At 68.1% G+C, this 19,441-nt stretch carries 13 protein-coding genes; 11 read left to right on the top strand and 2 right to left on the bottom strand.

Annotated elements, in window-relative coordinates; genetic code table 11:
- Positions 1-32 precede the first annotated feature (32 nt).
- The 9 genes from NGK62_RS31455 to NGK62_RS31415 all read left to right on the top strand — a co-directional run bounded on the left by NGK62_RS31455 (position 33) and on the right by NGK62_RS31415 (position 13,706).
- Positions 33-2,381 carry an acyl-CoA dehydrogenase gene (locus NGK62_RS31455; protein WP_118933842.1) on the top strand — a complete coding sequence of 783 codons (2,349 nt, stop codon included), beginning with the start codon at positions 33-35 and terminating at the stop codon, positions 2,379-2,381.
- Between the two features lie 14 nt (positions 2,382-2,395).
- The gene (locus NGK62_RS31450) at positions 2,396-3,691 is read left to right on the top strand and encodes an acetyl-CoA C-acetyltransferase (RefSeq protein WP_251882008.1); all 1,296 of its coding nucleotides are present in this window, start codon (positions 2,396-2,398) and stop codon (positions 3,689-3,691) included.
- A complete protein-coding gene (locus tag NGK62_RS31445; protein ID WP_251882006.1) occupies positions 3,688-5,646 on the top strand; it encodes a 3-hydroxyacyl-CoA dehydrogenase NAD-binding domain-containing protein in 1,959 nt (652 codons plus the stop codon). The genes NGK62_RS31450 and NGK62_RS31445 overlap by 4 nt, the downstream gene beginning before the upstream one ends.
- A gap of 77 nt (positions 5,647-5,723) precedes the next feature.
- Positions 5,724-7,046: an OmpP1/FadL family transporter gene (locus NGK62_RS31440; protein WP_059372156.1), complete on the top strand. Its 1,323-nt coding sequence runs from the start codon at positions 5,724-5,726 to the stop codon at positions 7,044-7,046.
- A gap of 67 nt (positions 7,047-7,113) precedes the next feature.
- On the top strand, positions 7,114-9,504 hold the full coding sequence (locus NGK62_RS31435) for a 3-hydroxyacyl-CoA dehydrogenase/enoyl-CoA hydratase family protein (protein ID WP_059372154.1): 2,391 nt from the start codon (positions 7,114-7,116) through the stop codon (positions 9,502-9,504).
- A 140-nt stretch (positions 9,505-9,644) separates the two neighbouring features.
- Positions 9,645-10,844, top strand: a complete 1,200-nt coding sequence (locus tag NGK62_RS31430; protein ID WP_059372152.1) for an acetyl-CoA C-acyltransferase — start codon at positions 9,645-9,647, stop codon at positions 10,842-10,844.
- Positions 10,845-10,861: 17 nt separating this feature from the next.
- A complete protein-coding gene (locus tag NGK62_RS31425) occupies positions 10,862-11,407 on the top strand; it encodes a PaaI family thioesterase (RefSeq protein ID WP_059372151.1) in 546 nt (181 codons plus the stop codon).
- Positions 11,371-11,961, top strand: coding sequence for a chalcone isomerase family protein (locus NGK62_RS31420; RefSeq protein ID WP_251882004.1), 591 nt, complete (start codon positions 11,371-11,373; stop codon positions 11,959-11,961). The genes NGK62_RS31425 and NGK62_RS31420 overlap by 37 nt, the downstream gene beginning before the upstream one ends.
- 47 nt (positions 11,962-12,008) lie before the next feature.
- The gene (locus NGK62_RS31415) at positions 12,009-13,706 is read left to right on the top strand and encodes an AMP-binding protein (RefSeq protein ID WP_118933698.1); all 1,698 of its coding nucleotides are present in this window, start codon (positions 12,009-12,011) and stop codon (positions 13,704-13,706) included.
- A gap of 57 nt (positions 13,707-13,763) precedes the next feature.
- Here NGK62_RS31415 and NGK62_RS31410 read toward each other — a convergent pair whose 3' ends face one another.
- Positions 13,764-15,332, bottom strand: a complete 1,569-nt coding sequence (locus NGK62_RS31410) for a sulfatase-like hydrolase/transferase (protein WP_059372145.1) — start codon at positions 15,330-15,332, stop codon at positions 13,764-13,766.
- Between the two features lie 10 nt (positions 15,333-15,342).
- On the bottom strand, positions 15,343-16,317 hold the full coding sequence (locus tag NGK62_RS31405) for a Bug family tripartite tricarboxylate transporter substrate binding protein (RefSeq protein WP_251882002.1): 975 nt from the start codon (positions 16,315-16,317) through the stop codon (positions 15,343-15,345).
- A 166-nt stretch (positions 16,318-16,483) separates the two neighbouring features.
- Between NGK62_RS31405 and NGK62_RS31400 the strand changes: the two genes are divergently transcribed.
- Positions 16,484-17,008 (top strand): MarR family winged helix-turn-helix transcriptional regulator, encoded by a 525-nt coding sequence (locus tag NGK62_RS31400; protein ID WP_059372141.1) that lies wholly within the window; start codon positions 16,484-16,486, stop codon positions 17,006-17,008.
- Positions 17,009-17,329: 321 nt separating this feature from the next.
- The gene (locus tag NGK62_RS31395) at positions 17,330-19,375 is read left to right on the top strand and encodes a TonB-dependent siderophore receptor (RefSeq protein ID WP_223283453.1); all 2,046 of its coding nucleotides are present in this window, start codon (positions 17,330-17,332) and stop codon (positions 19,373-19,375) included.
- Positions 19,376-19,441: the final 66 nt, after the last annotated feature.

The following is a 19,441-nucleotide window of genomic DNA, read 5'->3' as shown; positions in this document are numbered from 1 at the left end:
AGACGGAACAGAACCTCCACGGAGACAAGAAAATGCACGCAGTCATCTACGCTCTGGTCATCGTCGCGCTCCTGGCGGCGGTCTTGCTGGGCGTGCGTCCGATCCGCCGCGCCCTGTTGTCGGCGCCGATCTTCAATCTGTACCGCAAGGTGCTGCCACAGATGTCGGACACCGAGCGCGACGCGCTGGAGGCGGGTACGGTGTGGTGGGAAGGCGAACTGTTCCGCGGCCGGCCCGACTGGAGCCGCCTGCTGGCCTATCCCCGCCCGCGCCTGAGCGATGACGAGCAGCGTTTCCTCGACGTCCAGGCCGAAGAGGCCTGCCGCATGGTCAACGACTGGCACGTCACCCAGGAAAGCCACGACCTGCCGGCAGAGGTCTGGAGCTACCTGAAGACCCAGGGTTTCCTGGGCATGATCATTCCCAAGCAATATGGGGGCCTGGGGTTCTCGGCCTATGCCCATTCCGAAATCGTGACCAAGCTGTCCACGCGCTCGTCGGCGCTGGCGGTCTCGGTCATGGTGCCCAACTCGCTCGGCCCGGCCGAGCTGCTGCTGCATTACGGCACCGACGAACAGAAGAACCACTACCTGCCGCGCCTGGCGCGCGGCGAGGAAGTACCCGCCTTCGCGCTGACCAGCCCCTGGGCCGGTTCCGATGCCGCGGCCATCCCCGACAGCGGCATCGTCTGCAAGGGCGAATGGCAAGGCCGCGAAGTGATAGGCATGAGGGTCACCTGGGACAAGCGCTACATCACCCTGGCGCCTGTATGCACCCTGCTGGGCCTGGCGTTCCGCCTGTACGATCCCGACGGCCTGCTGGGCGGCGCGAAAGACCTGGGCATCACCTGCGCGCTGGTGCCGCACGACCATCCGGGCGTGGACACCGGCCGCCGCCATTTCCCGCTGAACGCCATGTTCATGAATGGCCCCACGCGCGGCGCGGACGTCTTCATGCCGCTGGATTTCATCATCGGCGGCCCGGCCATGGCGGGCCAGGGCTGGCGCATGCTGATGGAATGCCTGGCGGCGGGACGCTCGATCTCGCTGCCCTCTTCCAACACCGGCATGTCCAAGCTGACGACGCGGGCGGTGGGCGGCTATGCGCGCGTGCGCAGCCAGTTCCGCACGCCCGTCGGCAAGTTTGAAGGCGTGGAGGAAGCGCTGGCGCGCATCGGCGGCAACACCTACATGATGGACGCCGCGCGCAGCATGACGGCGGGCGCCGTGGACCTGGGCGAGAAACCCTCGGTCGTGTCCGCCATCGTCAAGTACCACGTGACCGAACGGGCGCGCCAGGTCGTCAACGACGGCATGGACGTCATCGGCGGCAAGGGCATCTGCCTGGGGCCGTCCAACTTCCTGGGCCGCGCCTACCAGCAGATTCCGATCGGCATCACGGTGGAAGGGGCCAACATCCTCACGCGCAGCCTGATCATCTTCGGCCAGGGCGCGATCCGCTGCCATCCCTACGTGCTGGCTGAAATGCAGGCCGCGCAATCGCCCGACCGCAAGCGCGGCCTGGATGATTTCGACCGCGCCTTCTGGGGCCACGTGGGCTTCGTCGCAAAGAACAAGCTGCGCGCCCTGGGCACCGCCCTCACCGGCGCGCGTTTCGTCGGCGTCAACGCCGACGTCGCGCCGGAAATGAAGCGCTACTACCAATTGCTCAGCCGCTACAGCGCCGCCTTCGCGCTGCTGGCCGACACCTCGATGCTGGTGCTGGGCGGCAGCCTCAAGCGCCGCGAGCGCCTGTCGGCGCGCCTGGGCGACGTGCTGTCGCAGATGTACCTGATCAGCGCCACGCTCAAGCGCTTCGAAGACGAAGGCCGCCAGGCGGCCGACGCGCCGCTGGCGCACTGGTCCATCCAGGATGCGTTGTACAAGCTGCAGGAAGCCATCGAAGGCGTGCTGGAAAACTACCCCAACCGTTTCGTCGCCTGGAGCCTGCGCCGCCTGGTCTTGCCTTGGGGCCGCACGCAAGCCCTGCCCTCGGACCAGCTGGGCCAGGACGTTGCGCGGCTGCTGATCAACCCAAGCGCGACGCGCGACCGCCTGACCGCCGGCTGCCACCTGCCCGCGACCGAGGCCGAACCGGTGGGCGCAATCGAGCTGGCGCTGGCCGCCACGCTGGACGCCGAGCCCATCGAAGCCAAGATCCGCGAACTTGAAAAGCGCGGCGCGCTTGACGGCAATCCGCAGGCCAACGTGCGCGACATCGCCGATGCCGCCTTCGCCATCGGCGGCATCACCGCCGAAGAATACGCAGTGGTGAAACGCCGCAACCGCTTGCGCGACACGGTGGTGAAAGTGGATGATTTCGCCTTTGACTTGCGCGCCGCGGACCAGGGCAGCCCCGCAGCCGAACGCAGGGCCGCCTGAACAGGAGAAATCGGATGGCATTCAAACCGGTTTACGTCGTCGACGGCGCCCGCACGCCTTTCCTGAAGGCGCGCACCGGCCCGGGTCCCTTCTCCGCCGGCGATCTGGCCGTGCAGGCGGGCCGCGCGCTGCTGCTGCGCCAGCCTTATGCGCCCACCGACCTGGACGAGGTCATCGTGGGCTGCGCCGCGCCTTCGCCTGACGAAGTGAACATCGGCCGAGTGATCGCGCTGCGCCTGGGCTGCGGCAACAAGGTGCCAGGCTGGACCGTCATGCGCAATTGCGCCTCGGGCATGCAGGCGCTGGATTCCGCAGTGGCCAACATCCAGTCCGGCCGTTCGGAACTGGTGCTGGCCGGCGGCACGGACGCGCTGTCGCGCGCGCCGGTGCTGTATTCGGACGAGATGGTGCGTTGGCTGGCCAGCTGGTATGCCGCGCGCGGCGCAGGCGCCAAGCTCGCGGCGCTGGGCCGCTTCCGGCTGCGCAACCTCGCCCCCGTCATCGGTCTGCTCAAGGGCCTGACCGATCCGGTGGTCGGCCTGTCCATGGGGCAGACCGCCGAGAACGTCGCCACCCGCTTCGGCATCGACCGCGCCGCCATGGACGCCTATGCTGCGCAAAGCCACGCGCGCGCGCTGGCGGCCCGCGCGGCCGGCGCGCTGGGCGAGATCTCGCCGCTGATCGACACGCAGGGCAAGCTGTACCCCGACGACGACGGCGTGCGCGATGATTCCACGCCCGAGAAGCTCGCCAAGCTCAAGCCCGTTTTCGACAAGCCCTGGGGCAACATCACCGCGGGCAACAGCTCGCAAGTGACCGACGGCGCCGCCATGCTGGTCCTCGCTTCCGAGGAAGCGGTGCGCAAATGGAACCTGCGGCCGCTGGGCCGCATCGTCGACAGCCAATGGGCCGGCCTCGATCCCGCGCAGATGGGCCTGGGGCCGGTGCACGCGGCCACGCCGATCATGCAGCGCCACGGCCTGGGCCTCAATGACCTGGACTTGTGGGAAATCAACGAGGCCTTCGCCGCCCAGGTGTTAGGCTGCCTGGCGGCCTGGCGCGACGATGCCTATTGCCAGGAGCACTTCGGCACGCCGGCCTGGGGCGACCTCGACCCGGCCCGGCTCAACGTCGACGGCGGCGCGATCGCCATCGGCCATCCCGTGGGCGCTTCCGGCGCCCGCATCGTGCTGCACCTGCTGGCGGCCCTGAAGCGCCGCGGCGCCAGGCGCGGCATGGCGGCCATCTGCATCGGCGGCGGCCAAGGCGGCGCGATGCTGGTCGAAACCCTGGACGAGGACCGCTCATGACGACTATCGACACGCTGGCGCACTGGCGCCTGGAGCGCGATGCCGACGGCCTGACCTGGCTGACCTTCGACCGCGCCGGCAGCGCGGTCAACGCCTTGTCCGCCGACGCCATGAGCGAACTTGCGGTGGTGCTGGACGCGCTGGACGCGGCCCCGCCCACGGGCCTGGTCATCCGCTCCGGCAAGGCCACGGGCTTCGTCGTGGGCGCCGACGTCAACGAGTTCGCCAGCCTGGACACGCCCGAACAGGCGCGCGCGCTGGTGGCGCGCGGCTGGGACCTGTTCAACCGCCTGGCCGCGGTGCGCTACCCCACGCTGGCCCTGATCCAGGGCCACTGCCTGGGTGGCGGCCTCGAACTGGCGCTGGCCTGCCGCTACCGCCTGGTGGCGGACCAACCGGGGACTTCACTGGCCTTGCCCGAGGTCATGCTCGGCATCTTTCCCGGCTGGGGCGGCATGCTGCGCCTGCCGCGGCTGATCGGCGCGCCTGCCGCGCTGGACATGATGCTGACCGGCCGCGGCGCCGACGCGCGCCGCGCCGCCGCGCTGGGCCTGGCGGACGCGCGCGTGCCGCCTCGCCTGCTGCTGGCGGCCGCGCGCCAGACCGTGCTGTCGCGCAAGGCGCCCCGGCGCGCGCGCGGCTTCGGGGCCTGGGCCAACCGCTGGCCGCTCAAGGCCATCGTCGCCAACCGCGCCCGTAAGCAGATCGCGGCCAAGGATCCCCTGGGCCACTATCCGGCCGCGCCCGCCATCGTCGAGATCTGGGAAAAGCACGGCGGCAACGCCTTGCAGGCGCCCTCGCTGATCGAGCGCATCATTTCCTCCGACACCGCCCGCAATCTGCTGCGGGTGTTCCGCCTGCAGGAACGGCTGAAGGCCAACGGCAAGCAGGCCGGCATTGCGCCCGCGCGCCACGTGCACGTGGTCGGCGCCGGCGTGATGGGCGGCGACATCGCGGCTTGGTGTGCGCTCAAGGGCATGACGGTCACCTTGCAGGACCAGGACATGGCGCGCATCGCGCCCGCCATCAAGCGCGCTGCCCAGCTGTTCTCGCGCCGCCTGAAGGATCCGCGGCTCGCGCGCGCGGCGTTCGACCGCCTGGTGCCGGATCCCGCAGGCGGCGGCGTGCCGCTGGCCGACATCGTCATCGAAGCCATCAGCGAACAGCCCGAAGCCAAACGCGCGCTCTACCGCTCGCTGGAGCCGCGCATGAAGCCCGATGCGCTGCTCGCCACCAACACCTCCAGCCTGTCGCTGGAAACCTTGCGCGCGGACCTGGCGCAGCCCCAACGGCTGGTCGGCATCCACTTCTTCAATCCCGTGGCCAAGATGCCGCTGGTGGAGGTCGTGCACGCCGACGGCGACGCGGGCGAGACGCGGGCCCGAGCCTGCGCCTTCGTCGGCCAGATCGACAAGCTGGCGCTGCCGGTCAAGAGCGCGCCGGGCTTCCTGGTCAACGCCGTGCTGGCGCCCTACATGCTGCAGGCCATGCGCAGCGTGGACGAGGGCTTGGCGCCCGAAGCCGTGGACGCGGCCATGGTGGCATTCGGCATGCCGATGGGGCCGCTGGAGCTGGCCGATACCGTGGGGTTGGACATCGCTCGCGCGGCAGGCGCGGAACTTGCTGGCGACGCCGAGCCGCCGCGCTGCCTGGCCGAGCGCCTGGCGCGCGGCGACCTGGGCAAGAAGAGCGGCCGCGGCTTCTACGTCTGGCGCGACGGCAAGCCGGTCAAGGGCGCCAGCCAGTCCGGCGCGCCCGCCGGCCTGGCGCAGCGCCTGATACAACCGCTGATCGACGCCACGCGCCAGCGCGTGGACGCAGGCATCGTCGCCGACGCCGACCTGGCCGACGCGGGCGTGATTTTCGGAACGGGGTTCGCGCCATTCACGGGCGGCCCCTTGCATTACCAAAGCAGTAACGCGTTGCAAAGTATAAGACCGGCTGAGGCCGATTAGGACCTGTACACCCTAAACCGGAACGACAAGACCGGCAGTGCCATAGAGACATCTATCCATCACGAGGAGGCAGTACCATGAGCAGACGTTCATTGTCCCTGAGCACCTTGTCGGCCCTCGTGGTCGGCCTGGGCGCATCCACGGCAACGCACTCGGCCGGCTTTCAGCTCCTGGAGCAGAACGCCAGCGGCCTGGGCAACGCCTATGCAGGCTCTGCGGCGAATCCGGAGAACGCCAGCATCATCTATTACAACCCGGCCGGCATGACCTACCTGCCCGGCTTCAATGTGTCCGGCGGCGTCAACCTGATCAAGCCGTCGTTCAAGTTTTCCGACAACGGCGACAGCCGCAATCCCAGCATTCCCGGCCTGCCGGGCACCGGCCTGGGCGGATCGCGTCCGACCGGCGGCAACGGCGGCGACGCCGGCAACCTGGGCGTGGTGCCCAACATGTACGCCTCCTGGCAGTTGAACGAGCAGTGGTTCATCGGCCTGGGCGTAGGCGCCCCGTTCGGCCTCATGACCGAATACGACGACGGCTGGGTGGGCCAGTACCACTCCAACAAATTCGAGATCAAGACGATCAACGTCAACCCCTCGATCGCCTACAAGGTCAACGAAAAGTTCTCCATGGGCTTTGGCGTGAACTGGCAGCACATCGACGCCAACTACAAGAAGAAGGCGGTACTGCCGGTTCCCGGCATGCCGCTGGGCACCACCGGCGACGCCGACCTGAACCTCAAGGGCGACGCCTGGGGCTGGAACGTGGGCTTCATGCTGCAACCCACGGACGACACCCGCATCGGCCTGTCCTACCGTTCGCAGATCAAGCACACGGCCAAGGGCGACACCGACATCACCAGCATCTATCCGCGCGGCAACTCGGTGTCGTTCGACGCCAAGGCGTCCGTGACCCTGCCCGACACCCTGATCCTGAGCGCGGCACACCAGCTGAACGAACGCTGGGAGCTGCTGGGCGACATCTCGTGGACGGGCTGGAGCAGCATTCCCGATCTGAAGATCCGCAACTCGGGCGTCGGTGCACGCGACGACGACCTGCCGCTGAACTTCCGCGACAGCTGGCGCGTCGCCCTGGGCGCCAACTACAAGTTCGCGCCCAACTGGAAGTGGAAAGTCGGCGTCGCCTTCGACCAATCGCCCGTGTACAAGGAAGCCGACCGTCCGACCTCGCTGCCGGACAATGACCGCTACTGGCTCTCGACCGGTATTCAGTGGCAGGCCACCAAGGACACCACGCTGGACGTAGGCTATACCTATCTCTACCTGCGCAAGACGGACATCGACACCACGTCCGGCAACCAGCTGACCAAGGGCCGCGTGGCGGGCACCTATGACAGCAATGCCCACATCCTGGGCGTACAGCTATCGTCCCGCTTCTAACCCGCACCGGATGGCGGCCCGGCCCGGTCCGGCCGGCCCCGCCTTCCGCTTTTTTCAGGAGACTGCCTTGAGCAAGTTCGTCGTCAAACACGTCGCCGTCCTGGGGGCCGGCGTCATGGGCGCGCAGATCGCCGCCCATCTGGCCAATGCCGGCGTGCCCGTCACGCTGTTCGACCTGGCCGCCGCCGAAGGCGACCGCAACGGCACGGTCAAGAAGGCGATCGCCGGCCTGAAGAAGCTCGAGCCCGCGCCCCTGGCCGGCGCCGCGCGCCTGGCGTACATCACGCCCGCCAACTACGACGACGACCTGGAACAGCTGCGCGGCTGCGACCTGGTCATCGAGGCCATCGCCGAACGCATGGACTGGAAGACCGCGCTGTACGAGCGCATCGCGCCGCACGTGGCCCCTGGCGCCATCATCGCCTCCAATACCTCGGGCCTGTCGATCGACGCGCTGGCCAATGCCCTGCCGGCGGGCCTGCGCGACCGTTTCTGCGGCATCCACTTTTTCAATCCGCCCCGCTACATGCGGCTGGTGGAGATCATCGCCACCTCGCACACCCAGCCCGTCGTGCTGGACCAGCTTGAAACCTGGCTGACCTCGACCCTGGGCAAGGGCGTGATCCGCGCGCTGGACACGCCCAACTTCGTGGCCAACCGCATCGGCGTGTTCTCGATCCTGGCGGCCATGCACCACACGGCCCGCCTAGGCCTGGCATTCGATGAGGTCGACGCCCTGACCGGCCCGAAGATCGGCCGTCCCAAGAGCGCCACCTACCGCACCGCCGACGTGGTCGGCCTGGACACGCTGGCCCACGTGGTCGGCACCATGGACAAGAATCTGCCGGACGATCCCTGGCACCGCTACTTCAAGCTGCCCGAGTGGCTCTCCGCCCTGATCGCCAAGGGCGCATTGGGGCAGAAGACCGGCGCCGGCGTCTACCGCAAGCAAGGCCGCGAAATCCTGGTGCTGGACCTGAAAGCGCAGGACTACGTGCCCAGCGCGGGCAAGCTGGCCGACGAAGTCGCCGCCCTGCTCAAGGAGCGCGACCCGGGCAAGCGCTTCGCCGCGCTGCGCGCAAGCAGCCATCCCCAGGCCCAGTTCCTCTGGAGCCTGTTCCGCGACATCTTCCACTACAGCGCCGTGCAGCTCGAACACGTGGCCGACAACGCGCGCGACCTGGACCTGGCCATGCGCTGGGGCTTCGGCTGGGCCCAAGGCCCGTTCGAAACCTGGCAGGCCGCCGGCTGGCAGGCCATCGCCGCCGCGGTGGCCGAGGACATCGCCGCCGGCCAGGCCATGAGCGACACGCCGCTGCCGGCATGGGCGCTGGAGCCCGGCCGCAACGGCGTGCATGCGCCCGAAGGCTCCTACTCCGCGCGCACCGGCCAGCTGCGCGCGCGCTCGACGCTGCCGGTGTACCGCCGCCAGCTGTTCCCCGAGCGCGTATTCGGCGAAGGCGCCAGCGCGCGCGGCGTCACGATCTGGGAAAACGAAGGCGTACGCCTGTGGAACCTGCCGCAGATCGACGCCGGCGTGGCCATCCTGTCCGTCACCTCGAAGAACCACACCCTGGGCGCGGAAGTGCTCGACGGCATCCTGCAGGCGGTGGCGCGCGCCGAGCGCGAATACGACGGCCTGGTCATCTGGCACGACGCGCCCTTCGCCGTGGGCGCCAATCTGCAGCAAGTTTCCGAGGCCTGCGCCGCGGGTCTATGGGACATGCTGGAAGCCACGGTTGAAAAATTCCAGCGCACCTCGCAGTCGTTCAAGTACGCGCAGATTCCCACCGTGGCGGCCGTGCAGGGCATGGCGCTGGGCGGCGGCTGCGAATTCCTGATGCACGCCTCGCACCGGGTGCTGGCGCTGGAAAGCTATGTCGGGCTGGTCGAGGCCGGCGTCGGGCTGATTCCGGCCGGTGGCGGCAGCAAGGAATTCGCCGGCCGCGCCGCCGCGCTGGCCGCCAGGACCGCCACGCCGGGCGAGGTCTTCCCGTATCTGCAGCCGGTGTTCCAGACCATTGCCACGGCACAGGTCGCCAAGAGCGCGCTGGAAGCCATCGCCACGGGTTTCGCCCGCGAACACGACATCGTCGTGTTCCATCCGGACGAGCTGCTGTATGTCGCCATCGGCCAGGCGCGCGCCGCGGCCGAGGCCGGCTACACGCCGCCTCCCCGCCTGCGCGACATTCCGGTCGCGGGCCGCAACGGCATTGCCAACTTCGAAATGGTGCTGGTCAACATGCGCGAAGGCGGCATGATCAGCGCGCACGACTACCGCGTGGCGCGCAGCGCCGCCGTGGCCCTGTGCGGCGGCGAGGTCGACACCGGCGCCAAGGTGGACGAGGAATGGCTGCTGGCCGTGGAGCGCAAGGAGTTCGTGGCGCTGCTGCGCACGCCCGAGACGCAAGCCCGCATCCGCCACACCCTCGACACCGGCAAGCCCCTGAGGAACTAGGCCCACCCCCGCAGCGCCTACGGCGCTTCCCCCTTCAAGGGGGCGCCGACTGCGGACCGGCGAAGCCGGATCCGCGCGGCCCCGACAGGGCAAGCCAGCGGACAGCAACGGCCAGCGCCATGGACACACAAGGAATCACTATGAGCAAGCAGATTCAAGACGCCTACATCGTCGCCGCCACGCGCCTGCCGGTAGGCAAGCGCAACGGCGCCTACATCACCACCCGCCCCGACGACATGCTGGCCGCCGCGCTCAATGGCGCGCTGGCGCAGGTCCCGGGCCTGGACGCCGCGCGCATCGACGACGTCATCGCCGGCTGCGCCATGCCGGAAGCCGAGCAAGGCATGAACGTGGCCCGCATCGGCCTGTTGCTCGCCGGTCTGCCGCAAAGCGTGGCTGGTGTCACCGTGAACCGCTTCTGCGCATCCGGCCTGCAGGCAGTGGCCGATGCCGCGGCCCGCATCCGCACCGGCGAGGCCGACATCATGATCGGCGCCGGCACCGAATCCATGAGCGCCATGCCGCAGATCATGGGCAACAAGGTGTCGATGAACCCGGCCATCTTCGAGCACCAGGAAAACATCGGCATGGCCTTCGGCATGGGCCTGACCGGCGAGAAGGTCGCCGAACGCTGGAAGGTCTCGCGCGAGGACCAGGACGCCTTCGCCCTGGCCTCGCACCAGAAGGCTTGCGCGGCCATCGCCGCCGGCCACTTCCGCGCCGAGATCACGCCCTATGAAACGGTGTCGCGCCAGCCCGGCGACGCCAGCGGCACGGTGCGCACCGCGCGCCGCCTGGTCGAGACGGACGAAGGCCCCCGGCCGGACAGCAGCGCCGAGGCGCTGGCCCGCCTGAAGCCCGTATTCGCCGTGCGCGGCAGCGTCACGGCCGGCAACAGTTCGCAGATGTCCGATGGCGCCGCCGCCGTGATCCTGGTGTCCGACCGCATCCTGCGCGAATTCAATCTGAGTCCGCTGGCGCGCTTTGCCGGCTTCGCCGTGGCCGGCGTGCCGCCCGAAGTCATGGGCATCGGCCCGGTCGCAGCCATCCCCAAGGTGCTGCAACGCGCCGGCATCGGTCAGGACGCGCTGGACTGGATCGAACTGAACGAGGCCTTCGCCGCCCAATCGCTGGCGGTGATCCGCGAACTGAAGCTGGATCCCTCCAAGGTGAATCCGCTGGGAGGCGCGATCGCGCTGGGCCACCCGCTGGGCGCCACGGGCGCGATCCGCACGGCCACCCTCACCCACGGCCTGCGCCGCACCGGCGGCAAGTACGGCCTGGTGACCATGTGCATCGGCACCGGCATGGGCGCGGCCGGCCTGTTCGAGGCGATGTAGGCGGAGCGGCGCGGGACATGAAGCCCTATTGGTTCAAGAACTTGTCGCCGACATGGCGGGCGCGCCTGATGCGGGTGGGCTTCAATCTGCATCCGGCGTTCCGCGCCACCGGCGGCAAAGTGGTGCATGTGTCCGCGGACTTCCACCATATCCGCATCAAGCTGCCGCTGCTGCGGCGCACGCGCAATATCGTCGGCTCGATGTACGGCGGCTCGCTGTTCGCGGTGACCGACGGCGCCCACCCCACGATGCTGATGTCCGCGCTGGGTGCGGACCACATCGTGTGGGACAAGGCGGCCACCATACGCTACCGCAAGCCGGCGTACGCCACGCTGTATGTGGACTTCCGGCTCCCGCCCGACGAGATCGCGGAAATCCGCGCGATCCTCGCGCGCGACCATGAAACCACCCGGACTTATACGGTGGAACTCAAGGACCGCGACGGCGTGGTCTACGCCGTCGTGGAACGCACGATCTATATCGCAGACAAGAAGTTCTACAAGCAGAAGAACACTGGAGGAGAATCATGCGTCGCATCCCCGGAGGGCGAATCGCCGCCCTGAGCCTCATGCTTGCCGCCTGCCTGGCCGGCGCCCCCGCGCAGTCCGCCGACGTCGAAGTGGCTGGCGTGCGCGTGCCGGACAGCCTGTCGGAAGGCGGCCGCGCCCTGGTGCTCAATGGCGCCGGCGTGCGCACCAAGTTCGTGGTCAAGGTCTACGTGGCCGCGTTGTACACCGCCGCGCAAAGCGGCGACGCGGCCGCGCTGGTCAATAGCGACGAACCGCGCCGCATGCGCCTCTTGCTGCTGCGCAACGTCGACAGCAAAAGCCTGGACGAGGCCCTGCAGGACGGATTGCGCGACAATACGTCCGCGCAGGAGCTGGCCGAGTTGAAGGCGCCGGCCGCCCGCCTGTCCGCCCTGATGGCGGAAATCGGCGCGGTGCGCGAAGGCGACGTGGTCGACCTGGATTTCGACGCCCGCGGCGTTGCGGTCACCGATAACGGCAAACTGCGCGGACGCATCGACAGCCCCGCGTTTGCGCGCGCCCTGCTGCGGGTCTGGCTGGGCGACAAACCCGCGCAAGCCTCCCTGAAAAAAGCCCTGCTGGGCGGCTAGGGCCCAAGGCTCTCTTGCTGTACAGGCCCCACACGGAAATCCGGCACATGGAACGAATCTGGCAGAAAAGCTATCCCGCGGGCGTACCCGCGGACATCGAGATGGACGGCGTGACCACGCTGGTATCGGTGGTGCGCGACAGTTGCGAGCGCTACGCCGGCAAGACCTCGTACATCAGCATGGGCAAGTCGCTCAGCTATGCCGAGCTCGACCGCTTGACGCGCGACTTCGCGGCCTGGCTGCACGCCAACGGCCTGGGCCCCGGCGACCGCGTCGCGCTCATGATGCCCAACCTGCTGCAGTACCCCGTATGCCTGTTCGGCGCCTTGCGCGCCGGCTGCGTGGTGGTCAACTGCAACCCGCTCTATACCCCGCATGAACTCCAGCACCAGCTGGCCGATTCGGGCGCGCGCGTCATCGTGGTCGCCGACAACTTCGCCGCCACCGTGCAAAAGGCCCTGGAAGGCACCGCGATAGAACGGGTGGTGGTGACGTCCATCGGCGAGCTGCTGGGGCCGTTCAAGGGCCGCCTGGTGGATTTCGTGGTCCGCCGCGTCAAGCGCATGGTGCCCCCGTGGTCCCTGCCCGGCGCCTTGCGGCTGGGCGCTGCGCTGCGCGCCGGAAGCAGCGCGCCCTTTGACGAAGTGAAGCTGGACCAGCGCGACCTGGCCTGCCTGCAATACACCGGCGGCACCACCGGCGTGGCCAAGGCCGCCATGCTCACCCACGGCAACCTGGTCGCCAACCTGAGCCAGGCCTATGCCTGGGTCCGGCCGCTGGTGACCGAAGGCGAGGAATGCATCGTAACGGCGCTGCCGCTGTATCACATCTTCGCGCTGACGGCGAACTGCCTGACCTTCATGAAGATGGGCGCCAGCAACCTGCTCATCATCAACCCGCGCGACATTCCCGGGCTGGTCAAGGAAATGCGCAAGGTGCCGTTCTCGGCCTTCACGGGCGTAAATACGCTGTTCAACGCCTTGCTCAACAATCCGGATTTCGCGCGCCTGGATTTCTCGCGGCTGCGCCTGACCATGGGCGGCGGCATGGCGGTGCAGCGCTCGGTGGCCGACCGCTGGCGCGCCGTCACCGGCCGCTCGCTGGCGCAGGCCTATGGCCTGACCGAGACCTCGCCCGCGGTCACGATCAATCCGCTGGATGTGCAGGAGTTCACCGGCTCGATCGGCCTGCCCGTGCCATCCACCGACATTTCCATCCGCGACGACGCGGGCCGGGAACTGGGCGTGGGCGAGACCGGCGAGATCTGCGTACGCGGCCCCCAGGTCACGCAGGGCTACTGGCAGCGGCCCGACGAAACCGCGCTGGTGCTGTATGCGGACGGATTCCTGCGTACCGGAGACGTGGGCTACGTGGACGAAAAGGGCTACGTGTTCCTGGTGGACCGCAAGAAGGACATGATCCTGGTGTCCGGCTTCAACGTCTATCCCAACGAGGTCGAGGACGTGGCCGCCCTGCATCCCGGCGTGCGTGAAGTGGCGGCGGTGGGCGTGCCCGACGAGCGCTCGGGCGAGGCCGTGAAGCTGTATGTGATCCGCAAGGACCCGGCGCTGGACGCCGAGACCCTGATCGCGCATTGCCGCAAGCAGCTGACGGGCTACAAGGTGCCGCGCTACATCGAGTTCCGCGACGACCTGCCGCGCACCAACGTCGGCAAGATCCTGCGCCGCGAGCTGAAACCGGCGGCGCAGGAAGCCGCTCAGGCGCAAGCCCGGCAGCCGGGTTAAGCCTGAAGACCCGCCGGCCCGCAACGGACGCGGGCCGGCGGCTGTCTCCGGGTCCGGCTACCACTGCCCGAAATACACTCCTGCCCGCTTGTGGGCGTTGGTCCCCTTCTCCACGGCCTCGTCGCTGATGGTGGTGCGGCGCTTGCCGCGCAGCATCCATTCCAGCAGCCGCTGGCGCAGCGCCTGGCGCGTTTGCGCATGCGCGCTGCTTGCGCCCAGGTCCTGGAACTCCTCGGGATCGGCGTGCAGGTCGAAGAGCTGCTCGCGCTCGTCCAGCCAGTACACGTAGCGCCAGCGGTCCGTGCGCACCGACCACGCGCGCGCGTTCTGCGGCGTCTTGCCGCACAACAGGCGAGCCTGGCGGAAGCTGTAGTCCAGCTCCGAGTACACGCAATCACGCCAGGGCGTGGCGGCATCGCGGCCGTGCAGCAAGGCCTGCAATTCGCGGCCCTCCAGCCGATGGCCGGGACCGGACTTGCCCAGCGCGCGCAGCACCGTGGGCGCCAGGTCCACGCTTTCCACCATGTCGTCCAGCGCGCGGCCGCGCGTGGCGTCGGCCGCGGCCGACGGGTCCATGACGATGAAGGGTACGCGCTGCACAGTGTCGTAGAACAGTTCCTTTTCGCCCAGCCAATGGTCGCCAAGGAAATCGCCGTGGTCCGCGGTGAACACGATGAGCGTGTTCTTCATCAGGCCCGCGCCTTCCATGTAGTCGAACAGCCGGCCCAGATGATCGTCCAGTTGCCGGATCAGGCCCTGGTAGGCCGGACGCACCACGCGCACGCACTCGTCCGAGGAAAAGCTGACGCTCTCTTCGTGCTGCCGGTAGGCCGCCACCACCGGATGCGCGTTCTCCAGTTCTTCCCGGTTGCGCCGCACCGGCAGGCATTGGTCCGGGGTGTAGCGCTTGTGGTAGGGATCCGGCGCCATGTAGGGCCAATGCGGCTTCACATAGCTCAGGTGCAGCACCCAGGGCTGGCTGCCGCGCCGCTTCATGAAATCCAGCGCCTGGTCCGTCATGTAGGCGGTCTCGGAATGCGGCTCGGCCACGCGCGCGGGCAAGTGCGCATTGCGCATGTTCCAGCCGCTGACCGCCTGGCCCGCTGCGTCCACCGCGGCGATCACGTAATCGGTCCAGGGGTCTGCGCTGTCGTAGCCGTGGCGCCGAAGAAAGGCGGGATAGCCGCTTTCGTCGCCCGGCGTGTGGTGGCCGTCGTAGCGGTCCAGTTCGGTGAAGCCGCCGCGTCCTAGCAGCGCGCCCAGCTCCGAGGAACCATCGATCGACAGCCGCTCCATGCCGGCCTTGTCGGGGATGATGTGGGTCTTGCCGGCCAGCGCCAGTTCGCGGCCCTGCCCCGCCAGGTATTCGCCCAGCGTGATTTCGTTGACCGACAGCGGCACGCGGTTCCAGGTGGCGCCATGGCTGGAGGGATAGCGGCCGGTGTAGTAGCTCATGCGCGAAGGTCCGCACACGCCCGAGTTCACGAAGGCGCGGTCAAAGCGCACGCCGCGCGCCGCCAGCGCATCCAGGCTGGGCGTCTGCAGGTAGGGATGGCCATAACAGCTCAGGTGGTCCGCCCGCAGCTGGTCGGCCATGATGAACAGCACGTTCTGTACATCGCTCATCGCCGCCCTCCTATTGCGTGGCCGTGAAGCCGGATGCGCGCACCACGGGCTCCCACTGCTTGCGGTAGGCGGCCAGGGCGTCGGCCGTGCCGCGCGCGTCCAGCGACACCGGCTCCAGGTACGCGGCACGCACGGCCTCCTGCATGGCGGGCTCGCGCAACACCGCCGCGATTTCCGCGCCCAGTCTGTCGGCCTTGGCCTGCGGCATCGCTGCCGGCGCGAAGAAGGCGTTCCAGCCGTCGGCCGCGAGGTTCACCCCGCCTTCCTTGAAGGTGGGCACGTCCTTGAGTTCGGTATCGCGCGCCTCGCCAGACACGGCGAGGATGCGGATCTTGCCGGCGCGGTGCTGCGGCAGCAACGTATCCAGCGTGTCTATGCCTTGCGGCAGGATGCCGCCTATCAGCTCGGAGATCAGCGGACTCGATCCGCGGTAGCCCACGACTTCGGGCTCCAGGCCGATTTCGCGCCCCAGCATCAGCGCGAAGAAGTGCGGCAGGCTGCCGGTGGCCGGCACGCCCACGGCGAACTGCTTCGGGTTCGCCTTCAGCCACTGCCGCAGGCCGGCCAGGTCCTGGATCGGCGAATTCGCCGCCACCGCCATCGCAAACTTGTAGCTGCTGACCAGCGACACGGGCTTGAAGTCGCGCTGCGCGTCATAGCCGGGTTGGGCATAGACCAGCGGCGCCACCACCATCACGGCCGGGTTCGCCAGCATCAGCACGTTCTGGCCGGCCGGCGCCGCATGCAGGGCTTGCGCCGCGATGCGGCCGCCCGCTCCGGTCCTGTTTTCGACCACCACGGGTACGCCCACCCGGTCCTTGAGCCGGTCCGCGACCAGCCGCGCAATGCGGTCCGAACTACCGCCTGGCGGATAGCCCACCACCACCGTCAAGGTCCCGTCCAGCGGGGCCTGCTGCGCACCGGCCAGCGGCGCGGCCCCCACAAGTATTGCCGCCGCGGCAGCGCCCGATATCCATTTACGCATGGTCAACTCCTGGAGACAGCGGCCCGCTGTCGATGATGGTTGTCACTGCCTGGCCGATACCCAAATAGGGAAATTGAATTTAGCAACGCGCATATTTGTTGATCTAATCCAGGACTTCCCATAACGATATGCAGCGCGAACTGCAACGCCACCAGGAGGAAAAGCCATGCCGACCGATCCCGCGTCCGGACAACGCCAGCTTTCGGACATGCTGATGTACCGGCTGTACCAGGCATGGTCGCAATCGAATCCGGTATTCCTGCGCCTGTGCGAAGGACGCTTCGGCATCACGCGGCGCGAATGGCGAGTACTGGCCTGTGCCATCGAGGGCGGCATCATGAGTTCGGCTGAACTGGCGGCCGCTGCAAAACTGGATCTGGCGCGTACCTCGCGCACCCTGGGCGCGCTATGCGAAAAAGGCTGGCTGCGCCGCCTGCACGACAGCGCCGACCGCCGCGTGGTGCGTGTGGAAGCCACGGTAGAAGGCTGCACCCTGTACGACGCCTTGCTGCCCGAAGTCTCGCACCTGAACGACCTGCTGGTGCAGGACCTGAGCGCCGACGAGGTCGCCTTGCTGCGCGACCTTCTGGGCCGCATCGAACAGCGCGGCCGCCGCATGGCCGAGGGCAACATCGTCTCGGAAAAGGCCAGCCGACGCGACGGCGGCACCCGCCGGCCGCGCCACGCCTGAGCCGTTCTGTAGCGCCTCGCCAACAGGCGCGCGGCTCCCGCGCCCCTGCCCCAAACGTCGCCAAGCCACTGATAGGACGGCGCTTTTCGTCGTCGGCCTTACCGCCCGGCAAGCTTTGCACGGCTTTTTTACATCTGCGGGCCGCGGATTTCCTGACATTCTCGATGCAGTAAATTAATAATAGTTATCGTTGTCATTTGCATCCAGAATCGGCCGAATTCAGGCCGAGGGGGAAATCCGTTGAAACACCACCCTGATCCCGCCGCCCGGCGCGCGCGGCCGCTGGTCCTGTTGCCTGTCGCCGCCGCGCTTGCCGCCTGCATGGGCGGCGCAGCGCAGGCCCAGCCCGCCGCATCCGGCGAGCCGGCCACCATCCTGCCCGCCGTGCAGGTCACCGGCACCGGCGAAACCGCGACCGGCCCGGTAGAAGGCTATGTCGCCACGCGCAGCGCCACCGCGACCAAGACCGACACGCCCTTGTCCGAAACGCCGCAGGCCATCACCGTGATCCCGCGTGAACAGATCGTGGACCAGGGCGCGCAGAACATCCAGGACACCATGAACTACGCGGCAGGCGTGCGCCCCAACGCCTATGGCGTGGACAACCGCGCCGACTACGTGCGCATCCGCGGCGTGGAGCCGGTGCAGTACCTGGACGGCCTGCGCCAGTATTTCAGTTTCAACAACCCGCGCACCGAGGTCTATGCGATGGAGCGCGTGGAAGTGCTGCGCGGCCCCTCCTCCATGCTGTACGGACAGGGCAGCACGGGCGGCATCGTCAACCTGGTCAGCAAGCGCCCGCTGGAGGAAACGCAACGCGAAATCGGCGTGGTGCTGGGCAACCACAACCGGCGCGAGATCCAGGCCGACCTCACGGGCCCGGCCAGCGAGGACGGCCAATGGCTGTACCGCGTCATCGCCGTGGGACGCGACAGCGATACCCAAGTTCAATACGCGCCGGACGACCGGCTGATGCTGGCGCCGTCCCTCACCTGGCGCCCCAGCGCAGCCACCTCGCTGACGCTGCAGGCCACCTGGCAGAAGGACCGCGCGGGCACCACGCAGTCCTTCCTGCCGTGGAGCGGCTCGGTGCAGGAAAATCCCAACGGCCGCATCCCCACCCGGCGCTTCGCCAGCGAGCCCGGTTTCGACGCCTATGACACCGAGCAGTTCAGCGTGGGCTGGCTGTTCGAGCATCAATTCAACGACACCTGGAAAGTGCGCCAGAACTTCCGCAATACGGTCAGCAGCGTCGACTACAAGACGCTCTATCCCAACGTCTACGGCGCGCGCCGCGGCGATTCCTACATCGATCCGGAACAGACCACCGTCGACCGCATTTTCTATGTCAACAAGCCGCGCATGCGCACGCTGCTGGCGGACCAGAACCTGGAAGGCAAGCTGAACTGGGGCCGCACGGAACACACGGTGATCTTCGGCATGGACTATTCGCGCTACCGCGAGACCAGCCAGACGGCCAGCGGCGCGGGTTCGCCGTTGAACCTGTACCACCCCGTATACGGCAACGCGCCCGAGTACGAACTGTCGGACACCCCCAAGATCAATCAGCAGCAGATCGGCTTCTACGCGCAGGACCAGATCAAGTTCGACAAGAACTGGATCTTCCTCGCCGGCATCCGCCGCGACCGCGCCGACAGCACCACCGAAGGCCAGGACCGGGAAACCGACATGGCCACCACCAAGCGCTTCGGCCTGATGTATGCCGCGGACAACGGCTGGTCGCCCTATCTCAGCTACAGCGAGTCGTTCACGCCCATCGCCGGCGCCGACTTCTACAACCAGCGCTGGAAACCCATGCGCGGCAAGCAGGTGGAGGCCGGCATCAAGTACATGCCGAAGGACGCCGACATCGAATTCACCGCGGCCGCCTACGACCTGCGCGAGAAGAACCGCCAGACCAACGACCCGGACAATCCGAACAACCAGATCCAGGCCGGCAAGACCCGCACGCGCGGCGTGGAGCTGGAGCTGCGCGGCCGCGTCACCAAGGAACTGGACGTCATCGCCAACTACATCTACACCGACCTGGACCCGCAGCTTGAGGCCCAGCCCAAGCACATGGCCTCCATGTGGGGCAAGTACCGCTTCGCGCTGGCCGGCCAGCCCGGCTTCGCGGTGGGCGCGGGCGTGCGCTACCTGTCGGCCTTCCGCGACGGCGGCGCTCCGGAAACGCCGGCGGTCACGCTGTTCGACGCCATGCTCAGCTACGACAACGGTCCCTGGCGCTATGCGCTGAACGTGAACAACATCGCGGACCGCACTTATGAGGTGGTCTGCCTGGATCGCGGCGACTGCTTCTATGGCGCACGCCGCACCGTCATGCTGAGCGGCGCCTACCGCTTCTAAAATCGGAACTGCCTCCGGGTCCGGCAACCTGTACGTACATGCTGTACGTACAGGTGTACACTACGG

It is taken from the genome of Achromobacter sp. Marseille-Q4954, assembly GCF_943737025.1.
GTDB classification, from domain to species: Bacteria; Pseudomonadota; Gammaproteobacteria; order Burkholderiales; family Burkholderiaceae_B; genus Achromobacter; species Achromobacter bronchisepticus_A.
The sequence above is the reverse complement of the archived record's forward strand: the minus strand, read 5'-3'. Positions and strand labels throughout refer to the sequence as shown.